Annotated in this window: 18 protein-coding genes; 12 read left to right on the top strand and 6 right to left on the bottom strand. The window is 37.9% G+C overall.

Annotated elements, in window-relative coordinates; all coding sequences use genetic code 11:
* Positions 1 to 607: 607 nt before the first annotated feature.
* The 6 genes from CNR22_15645 to dnaJ all read left to right on the top strand — a co-directional run bounded on the left by CNR22_15645 (position 608) and on the right by dnaJ (position 6179).
* Positions 608 to 1249 carry a hypothetical protein gene (locus CNR22_15645; GenBank protein PBQ33153.1) on the top strand — a complete coding sequence of 214 codons (642 nt, stop codon included), beginning with the start codon at positions 608 to 610 and terminating at the stop codon, positions 1247 to 1249.
* 9 nt (positions 1250 to 1258) lie between these two features.
* Complete coding sequence (gene murA, locus CNR22_15640) at positions 1259 to 2569, top strand: UDP-N-acetylglucosamine 1-carboxyvinyltransferase (GenBank protein ID PBQ33152.1); 1311 nt, start codon at positions 1259 to 1261, stop codon at positions 2567 to 2569.
* Positions 2566 to 3132 carry an alkyl hydroperoxide reductase gene (locus tag CNR22_15635; protein ID PBQ33151.1) on the top strand — a complete coding sequence of 189 codons (567 nt, stop codon included), beginning with the start codon at positions 2566 to 2568 and terminating at the stop codon, positions 3130 to 3132. Before murA ends, CNR22_15635 begins: the two co-directional genes overlap by 4 nt.
* On the top strand, positions 3132 to 4361 hold the full coding sequence (locus tag CNR22_15630; protein PBQ33150.1) for a hypothetical protein: 1230 nt from the start codon (positions 3132 to 3134) through the stop codon (positions 4359 to 4361). The genes CNR22_15635 and CNR22_15630 overlap by 1 nt, the downstream gene beginning before the upstream one ends.
* 75 nt (positions 4362 to 4436) lie before the next feature.
* The gene (gene grpE / locus CNR22_15625; protein ID PBQ33149.1) at positions 4437 to 4991 is read left to right on the top strand and encodes a nucleotide exchange factor GrpE; all 555 of its coding nucleotides are present in this window, start codon (positions 4437 to 4439) and stop codon (positions 4989 to 4991) included.
* A gap of 42 nt (positions 4992 to 5033) precedes the next feature.
* Positions 5034 to 6179 carry a molecular chaperone DnaJ gene (gene dnaJ / locus CNR22_15620; GenBank protein PBQ33148.1) on the top strand — a complete coding sequence of 382 codons (1146 nt, stop codon included), beginning with the start codon at positions 5034 to 5036 and terminating at the stop codon, positions 6177 to 6179.
* 54 nt (positions 6180 to 6233) lie between these two features.
* Here the strand turns inward: dnaJ and CNR22_15615 are convergent, their stop codons facing one another.
* From CNR22_15615 to CNR22_15605, 3 genes are read right to left on the bottom strand one after another with little or no spacing between them, the layout of a single operon-like run.
* Entirely contained in the window at positions 6234 to 8372 is a 2139-nt protein-coding gene (locus CNR22_15615) for an ATPase (GenBank protein PBQ33147.1), read from the bottom strand.
* A gap of 16 nt (positions 8373 to 8388) precedes the next feature.
* On the bottom strand, positions 8389 to 9075 hold the full coding sequence (locus tag CNR22_15610; protein ID PBQ33146.1) for a hypothetical protein: 687 nt from the start codon (positions 9073 to 9075) through the stop codon (positions 8389 to 8391).
* The gene (locus tag CNR22_15605; GenBank protein ID PBQ33145.1) at positions 9072 to 11372 is read right to left on the bottom strand and encodes a hypothetical protein; all 2301 of its coding nucleotides are present in this window, start codon (positions 11370 to 11372) and stop codon (positions 9072 to 9074) included. The genes CNR22_15610 and CNR22_15605 overlap by 4 nt, the downstream gene beginning before the upstream one ends.
* A gap of 184 nt (positions 11373 to 11556) precedes the next feature.
* Between CNR22_15605 and CNR22_15600 the strand changes: the two genes are divergently transcribed.
* Positions 11557 to 12024 (top strand): two-component system response regulator, encoded by a 468-nt coding sequence (locus CNR22_15600; GenBank protein ID PBQ33144.1) that lies wholly within the window; start codon positions 11557 to 11559, stop codon positions 12022 to 12024.
* 126 nt (positions 12025 to 12150) lie between these two features.
* On the opposite strand, the gene CNR22_15595 is transcribed toward CNR22_15600, so the two are convergent.
* From CNR22_15595 to CNR22_15585, 3 genes are all read right to left on the bottom strand, one after another.
* The gene (locus CNR22_15595; protein ID PBQ33143.1) at positions 12151 to 13362 is read right to left on the bottom strand and encodes a hypothetical protein; all 1212 of its coding nucleotides are present in this window, start codon (positions 13360 to 13362) and stop codon (positions 12151 to 12153) included.
* Positions 13363 to 13791: 429 nt separating this feature from the next.
* Positions 13792 to 14238 carry a hypothetical protein gene (locus CNR22_15590; GenBank protein ID PBQ33142.1) on the bottom strand — a complete coding sequence of 149 codons (447 nt, stop codon included), beginning with the start codon at positions 14236 to 14238 and terminating at the stop codon, positions 13792 to 13794.
* Between the two features lie 115 nt (positions 14239 to 14353).
* Positions 14354 to 14608 (bottom strand): 30S ribosomal protein S20, encoded by a 255-nt coding sequence (locus CNR22_15585; protein PBQ33141.1) that lies wholly within the window; start codon positions 14606 to 14608, stop codon positions 14354 to 14356.
* Between the two features lie 120 nt (positions 14609 to 14728).
* Between CNR22_15585 and CNR22_15580 the strand changes: the two genes are divergently transcribed.
* From CNR22_15580 to CNR22_15560, 5 genes are all read left to right on the top strand, one after another.
* Positions 14729 to 15820, top strand: coding sequence for a hypothetical protein (locus tag CNR22_15580; GenBank protein PBQ33140.1), 1092 nt, complete (start codon positions 14729 to 14731; stop codon positions 15818 to 15820).
* A 65-nt stretch (positions 15821 to 15885) separates the two neighbouring features.
* The gene (locus tag CNR22_15575) at positions 15886 to 17250 is read left to right on the top strand and encodes an MFS transporter (GenBank protein PBQ33139.1); all 1365 of its coding nucleotides are present in this window, start codon (positions 15886 to 15888) and stop codon (positions 17248 to 17250) included.
* A gap of 76 nt (positions 17251 to 17326) precedes the next feature.
* Entirely contained in the window at positions 17327 to 18454 is a 1128-nt protein-coding gene (locus CNR22_15570; protein PBQ33138.1) for a hypothetical protein, read from the top strand.
* A 236-nt stretch (positions 18455 to 18690) separates the two neighbouring features.
* Positions 18691 to 19104, top strand: a complete 414-nt coding sequence (gene msrB / locus CNR22_15565) for a peptide-methionine (R)-S-oxide reductase (protein ID PBQ34921.1) — start codon at positions 18691 to 18693, stop codon at positions 19102 to 19104.
* A gap of 124 nt (positions 19105 to 19228) precedes the next feature.
* Positions 19229 to 20332 (top strand): hypothetical protein, encoded by a 1104-nt coding sequence (locus tag CNR22_15560; protein ID PBQ33137.1) that lies wholly within the window; start codon positions 19229 to 19231, stop codon positions 20330 to 20332.
* Positions 20333 to 20339 lie beyond the last annotated feature (7 nt).

Here is a 20339-nt window from a genome sequence, read left to right as displayed (position 1 = left end):
ATATTTCTTTCGGATCAATTAATTTGTAGTTACCTACTCCTTTATCTTTCCTTCAAAATGTCAGTCTTTAGAACGTGTCCCACTTAATCTCTCTCTACTTTTCTTTTCTTCTTTCGTTTCGGGGGTGCAAAATTACATCTTCTTTTCTTATCCTGCAAATATTTTTTAATTTATTTTAAAAATATTTTTTTCTCTCTCACTCTGTAACAATATCGGAATCCCTTCCTCTATAATACTCAGGAACTAATTCCTGATCTTGCACCTTAATAACTCAAAAAACGGGAGGGCAAAAGTACTAATTGTTTTTTCATTCTCCAAATATTTTTTAAAATAAAATACTTTTTTCTCTCTCCTCTCAATCCTGCACTCTCACTACTCAAAAAACGGGAGGGCAAAAATACTAACTCTTTATGTACTTACAAACTTTATTTATCATTTATTCGCATTTATTTTAAAAACCCTTTAATCACGGGCGTTTCGGAGGTAAAGAAAAAAAAGAAAAAAGAAAATTCAGTGATTCTGCTTTTTACTAACAGGCTTTTGTCTATTAAAATACAGGCTAAATTCAGCGCCATATCATTTTTGAGTATATTTATACTTTGATAAAATGGAATATAATACACAGTTAGATAGATTAATAATTCCTGAATACGGAAGAAATATCCAAGGAATGATAGAGTATTGTTGTGCGATTCAGGATAGAGATGAACGGAATTTATGCGCAAGGGCTATAATACAAATAATGGGCCAGCTTAATCCCCCACTGCGGGATGTGGCTGATTTTAACCATAAACTCTGGGACCACTTATTTATTATTTCACAGTTCAAGTTGGATGTTGATAGTCCTTATCCAATGCCAAATGCAGAAACTTTTAAGGAAAAACCAAAGCTACTTGAATATCCCAAGGGTCGCATCCGTTACAAACATTACGGTAAAACCATTGAAGAGATCATAAAAAAAGCCAGGTCTCTTGCTGAGGGTCCGGAACGCAATGAATTGACAAGGCAAATAGCCAATCATCTTAAAAAATCTTATTTCAACTGGAATAAGGATACTATTACAGACGATGTTATTCTCAAAAATCTCTCAGAACTTTCGGGCGGGGAATTAAAAGTTGAAGGCACGGCGCCTTTAAGCTCTCACCAGGAGTTGCGTGGACAAACCAATAATAAAAAATTCCACCACAAAAACAATAAACACAAGAATAACAATAACAATCACAAACATAAAAACAATAGAAAATTTTAATTCTTCTATATGGCAATATTTGAAGTACAAGGTGGGCATAAATTAAAAGGCGATATTATTCCACAGGGCGCTAAAAACGAGGCTTTACAAGTTATTTGCGCGGTTCTGTTAACTAAAGAAAAAGTTGTAATCGGAAATATTCCGAATATTGTTGATATAAATAAGCTTATTGAGCTTTTGCATGAACTCGGTGTAAAGGTTGAAAAAACCGGCCATGAAGAATATACTTTTCAGGCTGATAATGTTAATGTTGATTACCTCGTGTCGCCTGATTTTAAAAAGAAAGGTGGCGGATTAAGAGGAAGTATGATGATTGTTGGGCCTATGTTGACGCGCTTTGGAAAGGCTTATATGCCAAAACCAGGTGGAGATAAGATTGGGCGCCGCCGCGTGGATACGCATTTTATGGGCTTTGAGGCTTTAGGTGCCAAATTCAACTACCAACAAGAGAACGAAATTTTTGAAGTAGAAGGAAAGAATCTTAAAGGGGCGTATATGTTGCTGGATGAAGCATCAGTTACCGGCACAGCGAATATTGTAATGGCAGCGGTTCTTGCTGAAGGCATTACAACCATATACAACGCAGCCTGCGAGCCTTATCTGCAACAGCTTTGTAAGATGCTTAACCGAATGGGTGCAAAAATTGGTGGCGTTGGTTCAAATTTATTGACGATTGAAGGTGTGAAAGAACTTAAAGGAACAACGCACCGTTTACTTCCTGATATGATTGAGATTGGCTCCTTTATTGGAATGGCGGCCGTAACGCAATCGGAAGTTACTATTAAAGATGTGAGCTACGACAATCTTGGGATTATCCCTACTATTTTTGGCAGACTTGGAATTCAGCTCGAACGCAGAGGTGATGATATTTTTATTCCAGAACAAGAAAGCTATGAAATTGATACTTTTATTGATGGTTCGATACTTACTGTAAGTGATGCCATTTGGCCAGGCTTTACACCCGATCTTATAAGTATTGCACTTGTTACAGCTATACAGGCAAGAGGGAATGTTCTTATTCATCAAAAAATGTTCGAGAGCCGCTTGTTTTTCGTAGATAAGCTTATTGATATGGGAGCTAAAATTATTTTGAGTGATCCACATCGCGCTGTAGTTATGGGAATGGACCGCAAAGTGCAGCTTCGTGCTATTCAAATGGCCAGTCCCGACATTCGAGCTGGCGTGGCTTTACTTATCGCGGCCATGAGTGCAAAAGGCAAAAGTACAATCTTTAATATCAACCAAATTGACAGAGGTTATCAAAACATCGATGGTCGTTTAAACGCCATTGGTGCACAAATCCTTCGAAAATCATCATGAAATATATAACACCTTTGTTTTTTGCCGCTTTGTTGGTTATTGCAGTTTCTTTTAAATGCAAGGACCATGGAACAGAGTCGTACGACACATCGGGTATACAATCTGAGCCCGCAGTGGGCTTAAATCTTGGAAACCTGGCTCCAGAACTTTCTTACACGAATCCCGAGGGAATGGTAATGAGTCTCTCTTCATTGCGCGGAAAACTTGTCCTCATCGATTTTTGGGCAAGCTGGTGCGGGCCTTGCAGGATGGAGAATCCGTCATTGGTTAATGCTTATTCACTTTATAAGGACAAGACATTTAAAGGAGGGGATGGATTTACAATTTACAGTGTTTCTCTGGATGGAAACGCTGATGCCTGGAAAAGAGCTATTGTTAAAGATGGTTTGATCTGGTCAAATCATGTGAGTGATCTAATGGGCTGGGGCAGTGAGGCTGCTGCCAAATACCGCATCAACAGTATTCCCGGAAATTTTTTAATAAACGAAAAAGGAATTATAATTAATAAAAATTTGCGTGGTGAAGATTTGATTACCGCCCTTGATAAATTAATTATCAAATAATGAAGTATAAATTTTTCATTCTTTTTATCTTTCTCTTTGCGACGAGTTTTTCACAAAGGGATTCTTCGCTTCTGATTGCAGGTGCAAAAGCGCCATCTTTCATTCTTAATCTTCAGGAAAACACCATTCAAAGTTATACCATGCCCTATATGAGGAAAATTATTCTTCTTCATTTTTGGAGCAGCAGTGTTAAAAAATCGAGAGTGGCCAATAAGCAGCTAACGCGTTTAACGCAACGTTACAAAACAGCGCAATATAGAAACGCGGAAGGATTTGAGGTTATAGCCGTAGCTGTACAGACGGATAAAAATGCCTGGAAAGAAGCCATTGTTGCAGACTCTCTTTCACTTTTCACCAATGGCATAGCCGTTCGCGGGTACTCGGATGACGTGTGCAAAAAATATGGGGTTAGCAGTTTGCCTACAGATATTCTGATAGATGAAGCCGGACTGGTGCTGGCTATTAACCCAAAGATGACGGAACTGGAAAATATTCTGGATGATCACAAAAACATTCAACCCATTAAAAAAGATGTCGTTGGAAAACTTGCACAATCTTCAGATAAAAACGAAGCAATTAAATACATCAAATTGTACCTCTTCAACTTTTACGGCGATTCAGTTGCAAGAACTACTACTAACCACAAGGGAGAATTTTCATTTAGCGACATAAAGTTAAACCAGGATTTCATCTTAAAAGTGGATAACAAAATTGATATTACTACCTCCGACCCCATTGCGCTTTATACCGCCAGTGGCGATTTCATGATGGACGGACGGACTAAAGACCAGGGTTTTACATTTTATATATCTGCACGCGCCAGCACAAAGCTAACGGCGGACACTTCGCACACTATTGTAAATTCGTTAGGACAAATAGATGTTGTAAAACATCTGACTTTTTACACAAATGGTACAGGTTTAACACCTAAAGATGAGCAGGAACTGAACTCCATTATTGCCATGCTTCAAAAAGATAAACTGGCATCTGTAGAAATAACTACACATACGGATGCACGCATGGATGCTGCTTACGCACTCGAATTGACAACTAACCAGGTGAATGCGGTAAAAGCCTATTTTCTAAAAAAAGGTATAATAGCAGGTCGCATAAAGGCTGTAGCCAAAGGCAACTCTGAGCTTCGTAAAATCTGTGAAGGTACTACAGACTGCCGTGAAGAAGATCATCGCATTAATCGCCGGGTAGAGTTTCTGATCTTCAAAAACTGACAAAATATCTGCTCTTAATTTATGGCAAAGTAATTGATTTATAAGAGTATAAAACTTACAAATTGTCCTTAAGCCATGCAAAATCAAGAACATAACATTAACGACGAACAACCGGAGAACGATTCAGCGTCTAACAACACTGACAATACGACTGAAAATAGCACTGTAACTGACGAAAAAACAGTTTCTGAGGATCCAGAATCAAAAATTAAAGATCTTAACGATAAATACCTTCGACTCTATTCTGAATTCGATAATTACCGCAAGCGCACCATTAAAGAAAAATCAGACATCATAAAAACAGCAGCTGAAGACGTTTTTAAAGCTATTCTACCCATCATGGATGATTTTGAAAGGGCTATGAAGGCAAATGAAACTGTGAGCGATGCAGGGGCAATTAAAGAAGGAATTCAATTGATTTATAACAAACTGAAAAATTCAACAGTCCAAAAAGGATTAACTGCTTTTGAAAGCAAAGGAGAATCTTTTGATCCGGACGTAATGGAAGCAATTACACACATTCCTGCGAGCGATGATTCACAAAAAGGAAAAGTAATTGATGAAGTTGAGAAAGGCTATAAACTTGGCGATAAAGTTATTCGCTTTGCAAAAGTTGTTATTGCTCAGTAATTCGCATACAGTAAAATAGATCACACAAAAAAACGCACACGAATGTCTAAAAGAGACTATTACGAAGTATTAGGTCTTGCGAAGAACGCAAGTGAAGAAGAAATAAAAAAAGCTTATCGTAAGCTTGCAATTAAATTTCATCCCGATAAAAATCCTGACGATAAAGCCGCTGAAGAAAAGTTTAAAGAAGCAGCTGAAGCTTATGAAATATTAAGCAACCCTGAAAAACGTCAGCGTTACAATCAATTTGGGCACGCTGGTGTTGGAGGAGCTTCTGGTGGCGGTTTTGGCGGTGGCGGAATGAACATGGATGATATCTTCAGCCAGTTTGGGGATATTTTTGGTGGAGCTTTTGGTGGTGGTGGTTTTGGAGGAGGAAGATCCAGTGGCCGTCGGGTAACCCGCGGGACTAATCTGCGTGTGAAAGTTAAACTCACGTTAAAAGATATTTCCGATGGCGTTGAGAAAAAAATAAAAGTCAATAAACATGTGAGTTGCAAAACATGCAGTGGTAGTGGTGCGAAAAACGGTCAATTTGAAACGTGTAAATCCTGCAATGGAAGCGGCGCTATAACACGCGTGCAGCAAACCATTCTGGGGGCTATGCAAACACAAACAACCTGTGGCACTTGTAATGGTGAAGGCAGAATTGTAAAAGATAAATGCAACACTTGTCACGGTGACGGTATAGTAAGGGAAGAAGAAGTAATTAGCATTAATATTCCAGCAGGCGTTGCAGAAGGTATGCAATTGAGTATGCAGGGAAAAGGAAACGCTGCTCCACGTGGTGGAATAAACGGCGATCTTCTAATTGTTATTGAAGAAGAAGAACATCCTTATTTAAAACGTGAGGGCAACCATTTGATTTATTACCTGAACATTGGTTTTCCGGATGCTGCATTAGGAACCACGGTTGAAATACCCACTGTGGATGCAAAAGCGAAAATTAAAGTTGACGCAGGAACACAGAGTGGAAAAGTATTACGCCTAAAAGGCAAAGGGCTTCCGGATGTGAATTCTTATGGTCGTGGTGATCTTTTAGTGGAAATAAGTATCTACACGCCAACACATTTAAGTCCTGAGGAAAAAAAGACCTTAGAGGAAATGAAAACGTCTAAAAACTTTGAACCGAATCCCAGTAAAAAAGAGAAGGGATTTTTTGACCGAATGAAGGAGTATTTTGATTAAAAAGATAATTAAAAAGAGCCGTGTAGATTACACGGCTCTTTTTTTTTTAAACTTCTAACCTATTTTTTTATTGAGAATTAAGGTAATTTTTGTTCCCTTTCCGGGTTCCGATTCTATTTCCATTTTTGCGTGGTGACTTTCCACTATCTTAAATACGATTGACATTCCAAGTCCGGTGCCCTCTCCCACATCTTTAGTGGTAAAGAAAGGTTCAAATACCTTTTCTTTTACTTCCTGGTTCATTCCAATGCCTGTATCTTCAAAAATAATATAAACATGATCGTTCTTTTCAAAAGTAGTGATAGTTAGTTTATTTTTTGATGAAGCATCTTTTTTATTCATAGCATACAAAGCGTTGCTTAGAACATTCATAAATACCTGGTTAAGTTTTCCCGGGAAACACTCAATATTTGGAAGGACACCAAGATTTGTAACCACTTCGATATTTTTCAGAATGGAGCTTCTTAATAAAACAAGCGTAGATTCAATTCCCTCGTTAATGTTAGCTTCTTTAATGTCGCTTTCGTCGAGACGAGAAAAGTTTTTTAAACCAGAGACAATTTCTGCTGTTCTTCTTGCACCATCCTCAATCCCGGTTAGCAGAGTACCAATTTCATGCTTAAGGTATGTGAGATCAATTTTCTTTTTAAAGGCATCAATCTCCTTAAGTTTTTCAATAAGTTCAGTTTGAGGGTTAATGGTTTCATATTTATCCACCATTTCAAAAATCTCCGAAATATCGGTTTTAAGCGGCTTTAAGTTTGCGCTTACAAAATTAATAGGATTGTTTATTTCGTGTGCAATACCCGCAGTAAGCTGTCCTAAGGAAGCCATCTTCTCTGCATTTACTAGTTGTGTTTGAGTATCTTTTAAATATGTTAGCGTTACGTTTAACTCTTCGTTAGTTTCTTCCAATTCTAAAGTACGCTCGTGTACTTTTTGTTCCAAGAGAATATTTTGTTCTTTAATCAATTGTTGATTTTCCTGCGAAATTCTTAGAGCTTCGGCCTGCGACTCTTCTTTTTCTTTTTTAAGAATATTAATACGGTCGGCAAGAGCAAGGGAAAGTAAGACAACCTCAGCTGCGGCTCCAAAAGGCATCATATAAAATGTAAAATTGTTTATTGGCAAGATTCCAAAATTAGTCATGGCATAAACGGTGACACCAAATAAAAATAACGACCATGCCATTAAAAAATAACTTGCAGGCTTGTATCCTTTTCTAAATACAGAAATAGCAACAATCATCATGTACATAGAAAGTGCAGATGCACACGCGGTGATCATATTGAAGCTGATGTCGAATCTTCCGAATACTGCAAATGCGAATGCAACCCCGTAGGCTATGGTAAAATAAATAAATCCTTTGTCCAGCCGGGGGGTGTAGAAAGCCGTATTTAGAAACACTCTCATGAAATAAGCACTTGTGATTCCTGAGAGAGGTGAAAAAGTAAACTGACTCCACTGTGCTATAAGCGATATATTTGGCCACAGATACTGAAAAGTATACCCCTGTATGCTTGTTTGCACGAGAATAACCATGGCCAGATAAATGATGTAATACAGATAAGTTTTATCACGAACTGTTACATACAGGAAAGTATTGTATAAAAACATTACCAGCATAATACCTGCGAACAAGCCCAGGATATAATCTCTGATCTTGCTGGTTTCGAAAATGTGCTCCTGGCTATCGATCAGTAAGGGTACCTGTAAGTTGTCGCGAGACTTTACACGCATAAAAATTTCATTTGTAGCGAGAGTATCTAATCGAAGGCGATAAATGTAATTAGGATCAAAAAACTCGCGGGCACCAAAAGGAAGGGATTCGCCAGCTTTTGTAACTTCAAAATTTCCATTTTTATTTTTTTGGTAAAAATCGATTTCATCCAGAGCGGGCTGAGAAATCTGCAATCGGTATACTTCTTTGTGTGTTGTGTTTTTGATCAGAATCCTGAGCCAGTAGGCTGAGCGTGTTATTCCAAAATTAGGAACCTTAGTTTTAACAGGTAAAAAAGCCGAAGATGATTTAACTTCATCAAAGGTTAACGTTCCTTCTTTGTCTTCGAGGTAAGAAATGCCATTATTAAGGTTGACTACCGGTGATTTTTGCGGCGAATCGGATACCAAAATTTGTGCAGATAAAAATTTTGCAAGCAGTAAGAAGAAAAACAAAAATCCTGAGCGAAGCATGGGGAAAGGCGTTTTATTATTTTAATAAAAGTAAATACTCTATGTCAATTGTAACATCGTTAGCTCCTTTTTCAGTAGTTGTCTGAACAGGATTTTCACGAAGATCAAGCATCTTGAGCCTGTCGTATTCCTCAGCTGTAGAAAGATCTTTTGCATTTAAAATACCAAGAACCCTTGCCACATAATTTTCGTTCGGATAAACAAACTCACCCTTATCGCCCAGAGAATTGTCTACGACAAAACCCACTTTTCTAAACATTTTTAAAGTATAGTCGGCGCAGATTCCCATAAGTGTATTGCATTTTACCTGGTTGAGCATGGCTATACCCGCTCTTACAAGCATGATGCTTAAGCCCATACCTGCCACTTCTTTTGCGTTCCACAAAGCGCAGAGCTCCCCTACACCATCCGCCTGGTAATGCTTTACAATTTCATGTATTTTAGGGTCCATTTTACCGATGGCTTTTTCAACCGGCAATAGATGTGTTCCGTCGGCAATTTGTGTTCTTACACCGCCTACAACTGTTCCGTCTTCTTTTTCAGCAATTACACAATACACGAAATCCCAATCCATCCACTCTTTATTATTGGTGGTAATATTCGTAATACCGTAATTAACCAGTACCTGGATGTGCCCGTTGAGATACCTTTCGCATAGTTCTTTGTTCTCAGTAGCTTTAAATGCGCGAAAAATTAATTTCATTTGTGTGTCTTACTTTTAAAATATACTTCATTTAAAGGCTTTCTCAACGAGTGGGTAAGTGTTATTTCTGCTTCAGAAAGTCTGAACATAAAAACAGCTTCTCTTGATTTTAATTCCTTAAATATAAGCGAAAGTTGGGCTTTTAACGCTTCTACCTGATAAAAAGTTTTAGTACTTAGTGTTTTGTTTTTATTGTTGTTACCAGCTAGTTTAAAGAAACTTAAAGGTACACAAATAGGTTGAAAAGCTAAAGAATTTTTAGTGGCACTAAGCCAAATTTTTTCGGAGATTCTTCCCCCTTCAATCAGATCCTCTATTGAATCAAGTGGCATACTCAACAAACCTATTGCCGAAGAACTGGCAACCGAGGCCTGTGTTAATTTCTCGAAGGCAATCCCTTTTTCCCACTGATTAAGTAAAGCCGCTACTTTAGGATCAGCAATAACTTCAAAGGCAGTTTGCACCGAGGCAGGCAGTTCCAGGGTTTTCACATCCAGGCCTTCTAAAATTGGCTCTGAAGTTTGCCAACGGATTTCGTTTTTAAAATAGTCTTCGTGAGCCCTGGGATCCAAAAGTCTTATGCGCTCAATTGCGCCCGCTACATTAGCAACTTCCTCTATTTCTTTTTTAGAAGTGACCAAACTTAACGAAGCTCCCCGACTTTGGTTCGTCAATGCCTGCAGTTCATCCAGGTAACTAGATTTTATCGGATTGCCGTTGCCCATTTTACGGTTAGTCTTTCTTTTAAAAATATAAGGGCTTAAATCGGAGCTGTTTTTGGTTTCTCCGCCTTCAAAACTAAAAGCTGCAATAAATTCTTTTTCAGAAGTCAGAGGCAATAGGTGGCAATTAGTTTTGTAGCCTAGCTCCTCGGCTTTGAGCATAACATTTTCTATAGCAGAACCTAAAGAAATATAAGTATTTCGTTGGTCAGGGTCGTGGAAAGATTTTTTGTTTTCTTTGAAAAGGTATAATTTTTTTTCAGCGGCAAGCCACTTCCACGGTTGTTTATTGGCATATGACGGAGCAGCTGCACCGGCTTCTACAAGGGCATCCAGATCTTTTTCGGTAATCGTGGATTCTCTCTTTTCATTCATTTTGCCGATGACTTTTTCCATACTATCGGCACTCCACTGTATAGAAGTTTCAGATTGTAATTTATTTGTTGAAGCCTCTGTTTTATTTCCTATGAGTAAATCTATGTCTACATAATAACGTCCAGAATCCGTAAAGTGATTCAATAACATTCTTCTGCTTACATCTGCTGTAATACCACCGCCCATTGTTACGGCAGAACCCAACTGTGGCCAGGTGCTGATAGTTTGTTGCATTTCCAACATAGACGCTCTTAATCTCGGACTAGTAGAACTTAACCCGAGAACATCCAGCATGTAAGGAATTTTTTCTTCGTTAGTTGTTAGGCTTTTTAATGTTGCGATATCAAGATGCTTAACAATACCATGCAGGATATTTCGGTCTGGTTCTAAATCAAAACGCTCCACATCTACCATACATTTATCGCTGGCTTCCATAATTACCGGCACTCTCAAATCACGCGCTTTGTACCTGCTTAATATTTTTATATCGAACCCGTCAGACTCTTCTACAAGCAAGTCTAATTTCCCGCCCTCGAGGAAAAAAGTATCGAGGTTATTTTCGTTCAGCCCTTCAGGGAAACAGATTATTTTTATGTATGGATCTATTTCTGAAATTTCGCGGGCTACAGAGTATACTTTTGCTAATCCAAGATTGTGCACTCCGGTACGAATACGGTTAAGATTTGTAAGTTCCAGCAAGTCGAAATCTGCCAGCCGCAATTCGCCGCATATACGTTCCATGGCGAGCGTCACCGAAACCGATTGGCCTACAGAAAGTCCGATAATGCCAATTTTTTTTGTTGCCAGCGTATCTCTTTCTTCACGGGTAATCTTGTATTGGTTGCGACTGGTTCTCACTTCAATAAATTCTTCTTCGTCTAAAATATGCACCAGGCGCTTCGACCATGGGTAGTACGCCCAAACCCCATATTCATTGAGATCTGTGTTGCCAATATGTTTTTCTGTTTCGGTTTTTAACTGATCGGTCGAAAATCTTTTGTGTGGACTTTTCAACTTAACGAATTCAGAGATCTGTTCACGAATATGATCTACCACAACAATGCCCGGTACTGACAACAGCTCGGTAAATAATTTGAGATCGTTGGCCTCGCGAAGCCTATAAAGCAAGGGCTTGAAGCTAGTACTGTTTTTTTGATGTTCACTCCTCAGTATTTCCAGGCGTTCAGAAGTTGCTGTCATAGTAACCGTGCGTTAGTTCTTAAGTTTAGTATCTGTAAATCACATAATTTATGAAGTTGTTAAACCATGTAATTTTTGTAAAAATAAAATTATTATTCATAAATTCGAACTGAGAAAGTGTTTGAGTCAGTTTAAGCAAAAACACTTTATAAAAACATTTATTCACGCGGTTAAAGAACTTCAAATGAGCGAGCAACCTACTATCAATGTGCTTTATGTTGACGACGAAGAAAATAATCTTTTAGCTTTTAAAGCTTCTTTTAGGCGACATTTTACAGTGTTTACGGCCATTTCAGCGGACGAAGGAAAAAAAGTGCTCGCTGACAATGAGATACATGTTCTTATTACAGACCAGCGCATGCCAGGTACTCTTGGTACCGAATTACTTGCGCAAGCGGTAAAGGACTATCCTGATCAAATAAGAATTTTACTTACCGGTTTTTCTGACATAGAGGCAATAAAAGATGCAATTAACCGTGGGCAGATTTACCATTACCTGCAGAAACCCTGGAACGATGAAAATCTAAAGGAAACCATTGAAAACGCCTTTAAAGTCTACCATTTAAAGAAAAAACAAAAAGAGTTAAGTGAACAACTTTTGACTACAAATGAGCAACTGGAGTTTATGTTGAGACAAAAGTTATTATCCTAAAAAAACCAGATCACCGCTAATCTTCAAAAAAAATAATTATTCGACAAAGAGCCGTTTTTGACAGACAAAAACGGCTCTTTTAGTTAATTTTAAATTGTTTACAGGCAATTTTCTGAAAGCTGCAAGTTATAACTGAATTCCGATAAGTAAGATATCGTCAGTTTGCTCATAATTTCCCTGCCATTTATCTAACCAATGATTTAAGAGCTGCTCCTGCTCGCCTACTCCGAAGGACAAAGATTTCTCAAGAATTTTAATCATATTACGCGTCATCATGCGTTTACCTTTGGTTCCGCCAAACTGATCTGCGTAGCCATCTGTGCAAAGATACATGATGTCGCCCTCATCGTAGGAGATTTTATGATTTGTAAAACTGATAGCTGCTTCATCGTGTAAGCCGCCTATTCCAACTTTATTACCCTTTGTCATTTCAAGTTCTTTATCCCTGAAAAAAATGAGATGTCTGTTGGCGCCCGCAAATTCAATTTCCTGCCTCTCCCTGTCGATTGCACAAAGCGCGATATCCATGCCATCACACCTTTGATTGCCGGTTTTATCTTGTTTAAGGGTGCGACGAATTCCACGATTGAGTTTATTTAAAATTTCTGCCGGCTGCCTAATTTTTTTTACGTTGACGATTTCATTTAATAAACTATAACCGATCATAGACATAAGAGAACCCGGAACCCCATGACCCGTGCAATCAGCAACAGCAATGAATAATTTTCTTTCTCTTTCTACAAACCAATAAAAATCACCGCTTACTATATCTTTTGGCCTGTAGATAATAAGTGAATTTGGAAAATAATTTGTAAGCACTGCTTTCTCAGGCAACATGGCTTCCTGTATTAACTTGGCATAGTTAATACTGTCCATCATGCTCTTATTATTTTCTTCAATCTCGTTATAGGCTATTTTCAATTCCTGATGTATAGAAAGGATAGTTTCCTTTTCGCGTCTGGCAAGCGCTTTGGAGAAAATATTTTTTATTGATGATGGGAGACGAATCAGGCTGCTCTTAAGAATATAGTCATCTACCCCGGCTCTGATACACTCCACCGCAAACTCTTCAGAAACAGAACCTGTAACAAGAATAAAGGGAATCTCTGAATTTCGTGAACGCGCTATGTCGAGTGCTTCCAGCGAGTTTAAGGTTGGCAGAGAAAAATCAGAAACAATTACATCGGGATCGAATGATTCAAGCTCAGAAATAAAATGATCTTTAGACTCAACAAGATGCAAATCGTACTGCATACCGGCTTTGCTGAGCGTTTTCATTAAAATCTCGGCGTCCGAATAATTATCTTCGAGAAGTAAAATTTTTAGTTCTTTTTCCATCAGATGATTTCTCGCAATTACTGTTTAGAAAATGAAACTCTTTGTAACAAAGAATAAGTGTCCGTTATCACTGAAGGTTAATTTCAGAATTTTTTTCGAAACGGCAAGAACCTGAAGCCTAAAAAGTGCAGATAAAAGTGTAATCATATTGCGGAGATTTAGAATTGGTAGTTTTTAGTTTTGTAAGTCCTGCTTTTGTTTAGCACACGCTTGTGCATGGTTGACAAAATACAAGAATTAAACAGATAAACTATTAGAAAGCAGGATAATTTTAACTCTAAAAAAAATGAAGGTTTAACCTACCGTACAACGCATTCATCTACAAAAAACAGGAAAATACTTTTTTGACAGAGAAATTATTTTTTTGGTCTGATTGTTGCGGCGGAAATTTTCTCAAGTCCGGCCACTCTACGAAAGGAGTTTTAAAAATTATTCCTTTGCCTTCTCGTGCGAAATTTTTGATTTATGATTTGCATGTGCTTCGTCTAATGAATGGCTTGCGTGGACATCTTCTTCCGTAGCGGAAAGTTTTGCAAGTTTGATATAGAATTTTTTAAGCACTTCAATCTCTTCACCTGTTAGATCTTCAATATCGATTAAACGGTTGCTTGCATCCTTATTACAGGCTATCAGTTCATTTAATTTTAAATGCAGTGCTTTGGTATCTTTATTCTGGGATTGTTGAATGACAAAAACCATCAAAAAAGTAATAATGGTAGTTCCGGTATTGATAACCAATTGCCAGGTATCTGAAAAATTAAAGATTGGGCCAGTGGTTGCCCATATAATAATGATTACCAAAGCAATAATGAAAGCCGAAGGACTTCCTGTGGCATTTGTTACCTGTGTTGAAAATTTATCGAACATTCTTTTCATATAATATATAATATAAGGTTGTGATGAATTAAGAATCTGTGTTAAAGTTAAGCAAAGAGCAAAAAAAAACCGTCAGGGTTTTACCCAGACGGTTTGTAAATACTTTTATTGAAAATTATTTTAAAGTAGCAACTTTCTTAGCAAGTTTAGATTTCATGTTACCCGCTTTGTTTTTGTGGATAACGTTCTTTTTAGCCAATTTATCTAACATACCCGATACTTTAGGTAATAAAGCTTCTGCATCTTTTTTAGAAGTAGCTGTACGTAAAGCTTTTACAGCAGTACGAGTAGTTTTTGCGTAATAACGGTTCTCTGTACGTTTAGCGTCGTTAGAGCGAATGCGTTTAATTGATGATTTATGGTTTGCCATTGTCTGTAATTTCTTTTGTTATTCCCGATTTTGGGAAGGCAAATATACTACTTTTTTTGAATATCCAAGTGTTAAAAACAAAATCGCCTTAAATTTTGATTTAAGTCTATTTTTGCAGGGATGAAGCAATTTTTTCTCCTCATAATGGCTTTAGCCAGCGTTGCTTCTTTGGCCCAGAACTTAGCCGGGCCAAAACCGGAGAAAAACCTGGTTCCTAACGGGAGTTTCGAAAATTATCGCAAAAAAGCCAATGATGTGAGAAAGGCAGTGCCCTGGCGGCCTATTGAGACGATTGATTATTACCAGAATCCTCTTAGTAACGACACAACGGTTCAAAAAGGAGCTTATGACGGTTACTGTTATACGGGCTTCAGATTTCGAAAAAAATACAAAGAGTTTTTGCAGGTTAAATTGGTAGAACCGCTTCACAGGGGTACTATTTATGAGTACAGCATGCAAATTCGACTGGCTTTTTGGAGTAATTGCACACTCAGATCATTTGGTGTGCTGTTTACAAAAGGAGGTTATAAAGGCCCCTACGATGTATCAAAATCTAATATGGTTGATAGCGTTTGTTTAAACGGCGGCTTAATGCAAGGGTATCAATGGATGACCATCAAAGGATTTTATAAGGCCGACGGTGGGGAGAAATATTTAACCATCGGTAATTTTTCACCAAAAATTAAAAAAGATATGGCGCGTATAGATGTCTTTAAATTCGGTGCTAAAGAGGCCTACTATTTTGTGGATGATGTGAAGATGATAAAATCTCCGCTATTCGAAGAAAAAGTGGCACAGGAACGTATTGGACCCAATTACAAAGAGCTTTGGGCCGACTCTACCCTGAAAGTAAAAGACGACATTAAGGTAGGTGAAAAAGTAAGTCTCAATAACATTTTTTTTGTGAGTGGGCGTTACTATTTACTTCCCGAGTCGAACATTGAATTGAACAAACTGGCACTCTATCTTATTCAAAATCCTACGGTGGAAATTCAGATTAACGGACATAGTGACAATGATGGATTGAAATACAAAAACCAAAAAATGAGTGAACTCCGTGCGCGTGAAGTTTTCGAATACCTTATAAGCAAAGGCGTACAGAACAAAATGTACTTTAAAGGATTTGGGAGTTCGCAGCCTATCGCTGACAATGCAACAGAGGCCGGAAGATCGCGCAACCGCCGTGTGGAGTTTGAGATTATTAAAAAATAAATATTAGATTTATAACCTACCTGGAGAGACAGGCTCTTTTAAAATCTCATCAACAAAAAACATTTATGAATTTGATAGAAAAAGATAATCCAAAAATAATTCGCGCCTGGACTTTTTATGATTGGGCAAACTCTGTTTTTCCATTGGTAATTACATCAGCCATTTTTCCTAACTTTTACGATTATGTGACCACCCATAGGGGAAAAGAATTTATTGGTCATACAGTTACTTTTTTTGGAAAACAAGTAGAGAATACGACCATCTACTCTTTTGTTTATGCCTTCGCGCTTTCAATTGTTGTGCTTATTGCGCCTATTTTAAGTGGCATTGCCGATTACCTGGGCAACAAAAAACGCTTCCTGCAATTCTTTTGTTATCTCGGCGCAATCTCCTGTATGTGTTTGTTTTTCTTTTCGCTCGAGCATCTTGAATTAAGTTTTGTTCCTTTTATTACAGCTACTATTGGTTTTTGGGGAAGCTTGGTTTATTATAATTCTTACTTACCGGAAATTGCCAGCGTCGAAAACCAGGATAAGGTTAGCGCCCGTGGCTTCGCAATAGGCTATTTCGGAAGCTCTCTTCTTTTGATTATTTGTTTAGTTGGAATAATGGTTTTTAAATACGAAGAAAAAGAAGTGAATGGTATTATCGTGAGCTCAGGTTTTTTCAAGGTCAAGTATTCCTTTCTTCTTACCGGTCTTTGGTGGCTAGGCTTTGCGCAATATACCTTCAGAGTGCTGCCAAATAAAGCGCAGGATGAAACTGTGCATAACAAAAAGAGATTGTTCTCAAAAGGTTTTACAGAATTAGGGAACGTTTTTAAGCAGTTGAAGTCCATTCCAAGCTTAAAGAGATTTCTCTCTGCTTATTTCTTTTATAACATGGGAGTTCAAACGATCATGGTGGTAGCTGTTTTATTTGCCAGGAATGAAATTTTCTGGGGCGAAGGAGAAGCTGGAGAAAAAGCAAAAACGACGTCTCTTATTGTTAGCATTCTCATTATTCAATTTGTAGGCATTGCAGGATCCTTTATATTTTCGGGAATTTCGAGAAAAATCGGAAACATTAAGTCGCTAATGATCGCTGTACTCATTTGGGTTTTTATCTGCGTTTTCACTTACCAGTTCGCCTACTTTCCGATTCATTTTTATGTGGTGGCATTTTTAGTAGGCTTTGTAATGGGTGGAATTCAGGCACTCTCAAGAAGTACTTACTCCAAACTCCTTCCTGCTACTGATGACCATGCCAGCTTCTTCAGTTTTTACGACGTGATGGAAAAGTTAGGGATGATTATTGGAACTGTAACCTTCGGACTTATAAGCGAAATGGTTGGAGGAATGCGTCCTTCGATACTTTCACTAATTGCTTATTTTGTTGTTGGACTCGCTATTCTCTTTACCATGAGAAAGCTCAGCATTAAAGGTGAATAGCAGAATTTGATCTATTTTTACAATTATTTAAACAAATAGTGTGTCGTTTGGCTTATTTGTTGTTATGGTATAAAACATGAACAAACTCTTCTTTTTTCTGCTGGTTCCTTTTTTTTGTGATTCACAGATCACATTTAGTGAGAAAGATATAAACCTGGGAAATATTTCCGAAGCCTACGAAATAAAAGGAGACCTTGTTCTTACAAACACCTCCGACAAAAAAGTTTTTTTAATGCGTGCCGATGCTGATCGCGGAGTAAAAATCTACACTTCCAAAAAGACTCTGCAAGCAGGCGATACTTGCCTCTTAGTAATCTCTTTTATTCCTGAGAGCAACGGCAAATTCAAGAAGAAAATAAACCTGGTTGCAACCGACAAAACAGTGCCTTACGAAATAACTTTATCAGGAAATCTAGCCAACGTAAAAACCAACGATCGCCAAGCCTGCGTTTATTTCGGAAAAAGAAGACCGAATACAGTTGCTGTAAAAGAAGGGCCAATTTCCATTCCACAAGCACCTGTAAAAAGAGACAACTCTAATAAACTTCCCGAAAGTCCTTCACCTACGCGTGTTGCAGCAAGTCACTCTTTTACACCAGAGCCAATTAAGGAAGAGCTCCTGCAGGAAAAAGGAACCTTGCCAATTTCAAAGTATAAACCAAACAACATTCTTTTTTTGGTAGACATAAGCAGCTCGATGCGTGACTCTTTAAAACTTCCGGTGATGAAAACAGCGCTTCATAAATTGATAGATGAAGTGCGTGATATTGACACCATTAGCTTTGTAACTTACGCCAGTCAGGTGAAAGTTATAAAAGAAGGTTTAAGTGGTGAAAACAAAACCGCACTGCATATTTTAGTAGATAGTTTAAAAGCTAAAGGGATGACTGCTGGCAAAACTGCTATTTTATTTGGACAACAGGTAGCTCAAAGACACTACATTCAAAATGGAAATAACCAGATCATTATTGTTACAGATGGAGAGTTTAAGTTTGAGCGGGAAGATTTTCTTGTCTGGAAAAAACGACAGAGCGATAAAAAAATAATTTTAAGTACTGTAGCGCTGGGAAATGACAAAGATGCCATGCGAAATTTAAGAGATATAGCTTCAAAAGGTGAGGGCTCATTTATACCTATTAGTCAAAGAAATGGCAGTGAAGAAAAGTTGCTTGATGAAATAAAATTGAGGAGCAGGAAACCATAAAGCTGAAGGCAGCTTCCTCTTCATGCACTAAAAAGCATTTTCGCTTGAAGCAATACAAGCGTTAATTTATGTAAATCGAAAACTATAACTTTCTAATTCTCGTATCTTTATAAAACGGGCAAATGAAAAAAATATTCACAACCTCTTTATTCTTTTTGGTATTTGGACTGGTGTCTTGTCAAACAACAACGACTAATTCAGCAGCAAAAGAAAGTGAAGACAAACCTCAAAAATCTATGGAAAACAAGCTGACAAAAACAGATGCGGAATGGAAAAAAATCCTGACACCTGAACAATATCATATTTTACGTGAAAAGGGGACTGAACGTCCGGGAACTGGAGAATACAATACTTTCTCACAGAAAGGCATTTATGTATGTGCAGCCTGCAACACAGAATTATTTACAAGTGATCAGAAATTTGATAGTCACTGTGGCTGGCCAAGTTTTGATAATAATATTTTAGGCGGCGATCGCGTGAAACAAGTGAAAGATTTTTCACATGGCATGATTAGAACGGAGATTGTTTGTGCTAATTGCGGGGGGCATCTTGGGCATATCTTTGACGATGGTCCTACCGCCACAGGACAGCGTTATTGCGTTAACAGCGTGAGTATTAAATTTATTCCTGAAGATCAGGTTAAAAAATAAGCACATACTTTTAATTCAAAGCCATTCTCAAACGAGAGTGGCTTTTTTGTTTTACCACTTAAAAGATTTCGGTTTTTTTATTTGTACTTATTATTTATCTTTAGTTAGAATACTTTTAAATTGAATGAAAACTAAAGTACTTTCCCTACTTTATACTTGTTTTGTTTTGCTAACAGCCAGTTTACTGCCTGCTCAGGATCTTCATTTTTCTCAGTTTTACGAAAATCCATCGCTTCTAAATCCTGCACTGGCAGGTGCGGCAGATCCAGTAAAAGCGGCTTTAACATACAAAGATCAATGGAGAAGTGTTTCAGCACCTTATAAAACTTTTGGCGCAACTATTGAAACACGTTTTAACCAAAGCAATTGGGAGCAGGTTGATAAATTCAGATCGATGACTTTTAAGCAAAAAAGCACCAGCAGACTTGCGATGGGTTTTTCGGTATACAGTGCAAGCGCAGGCGATGGTAAAATGGGTATCACTCAAGGGAATTTAACTTTGGCTACTTTTGTTCCTATCAGTAAGAAAAGTTTTTTTTCACTCGGACTCCAGGGAAGTCTGTCTCAAAGGAGATTAGACGAAAGTAAACTCATTTTCCCAAATCAGTACAACGGAACGGGTTATGACCAGAACGTAGCTTCGCAGGAAAATTTTTCAAATTCAAATTTTAGTTATGGAGATGTTAGCGCCGGCATACTTTGGTCTTATGCTTCAGAAGAACGAAGACTTAACGCAAATAAACAATTGAAGGCCAGGCTAGGGTTTGCGACATACCATTTAAATCAACCTAAGCAACATTTTTTGAATTCCAGCAACCTTTTATATAGACGTTATGTGATTCATGGTGATTTACTTTCTAGTTTTCCGGGATCGCAGTTGGCTATAGCACCGTCTTTTCTTGCCCAATTCCAGGGATCTGCACAAGAAATTCAGGCAGGCGCTATGCTGAAATATTTTACGAATGGCGCCTCGAAATATACCGGCATTGTTAAACGTAATGTTTTGGGCTGTGGTTTGTATTACAGAAACAAAGATGCTGTGATAGTAGCACTATTGCTTGAATGGCAGGAAACATATGCGGTAGGATTAAGTTACGACTTTAATGTATCGCGACTCGTTGCTGCTTCATCATCTCGTGGAGGATTTGAAATCACACTCCGCTATACCAAGCCCAAACCCTTTCTGTACGAGAATAAACAACCTGTAAACAAAGAAGATAAAAAATAATTTTTCG

The organism is Sphingobacteriaceae bacterium (assembly GCA_002319075.1).
Lineage (GTDB): Bacteria > Bacteroidota > Bacteroidia > B-17B0 > Aurantibacillaceae > Aurantibacillus.
This window is presented reverse-complemented; position numbering and strand designations above follow the sequence as displayed.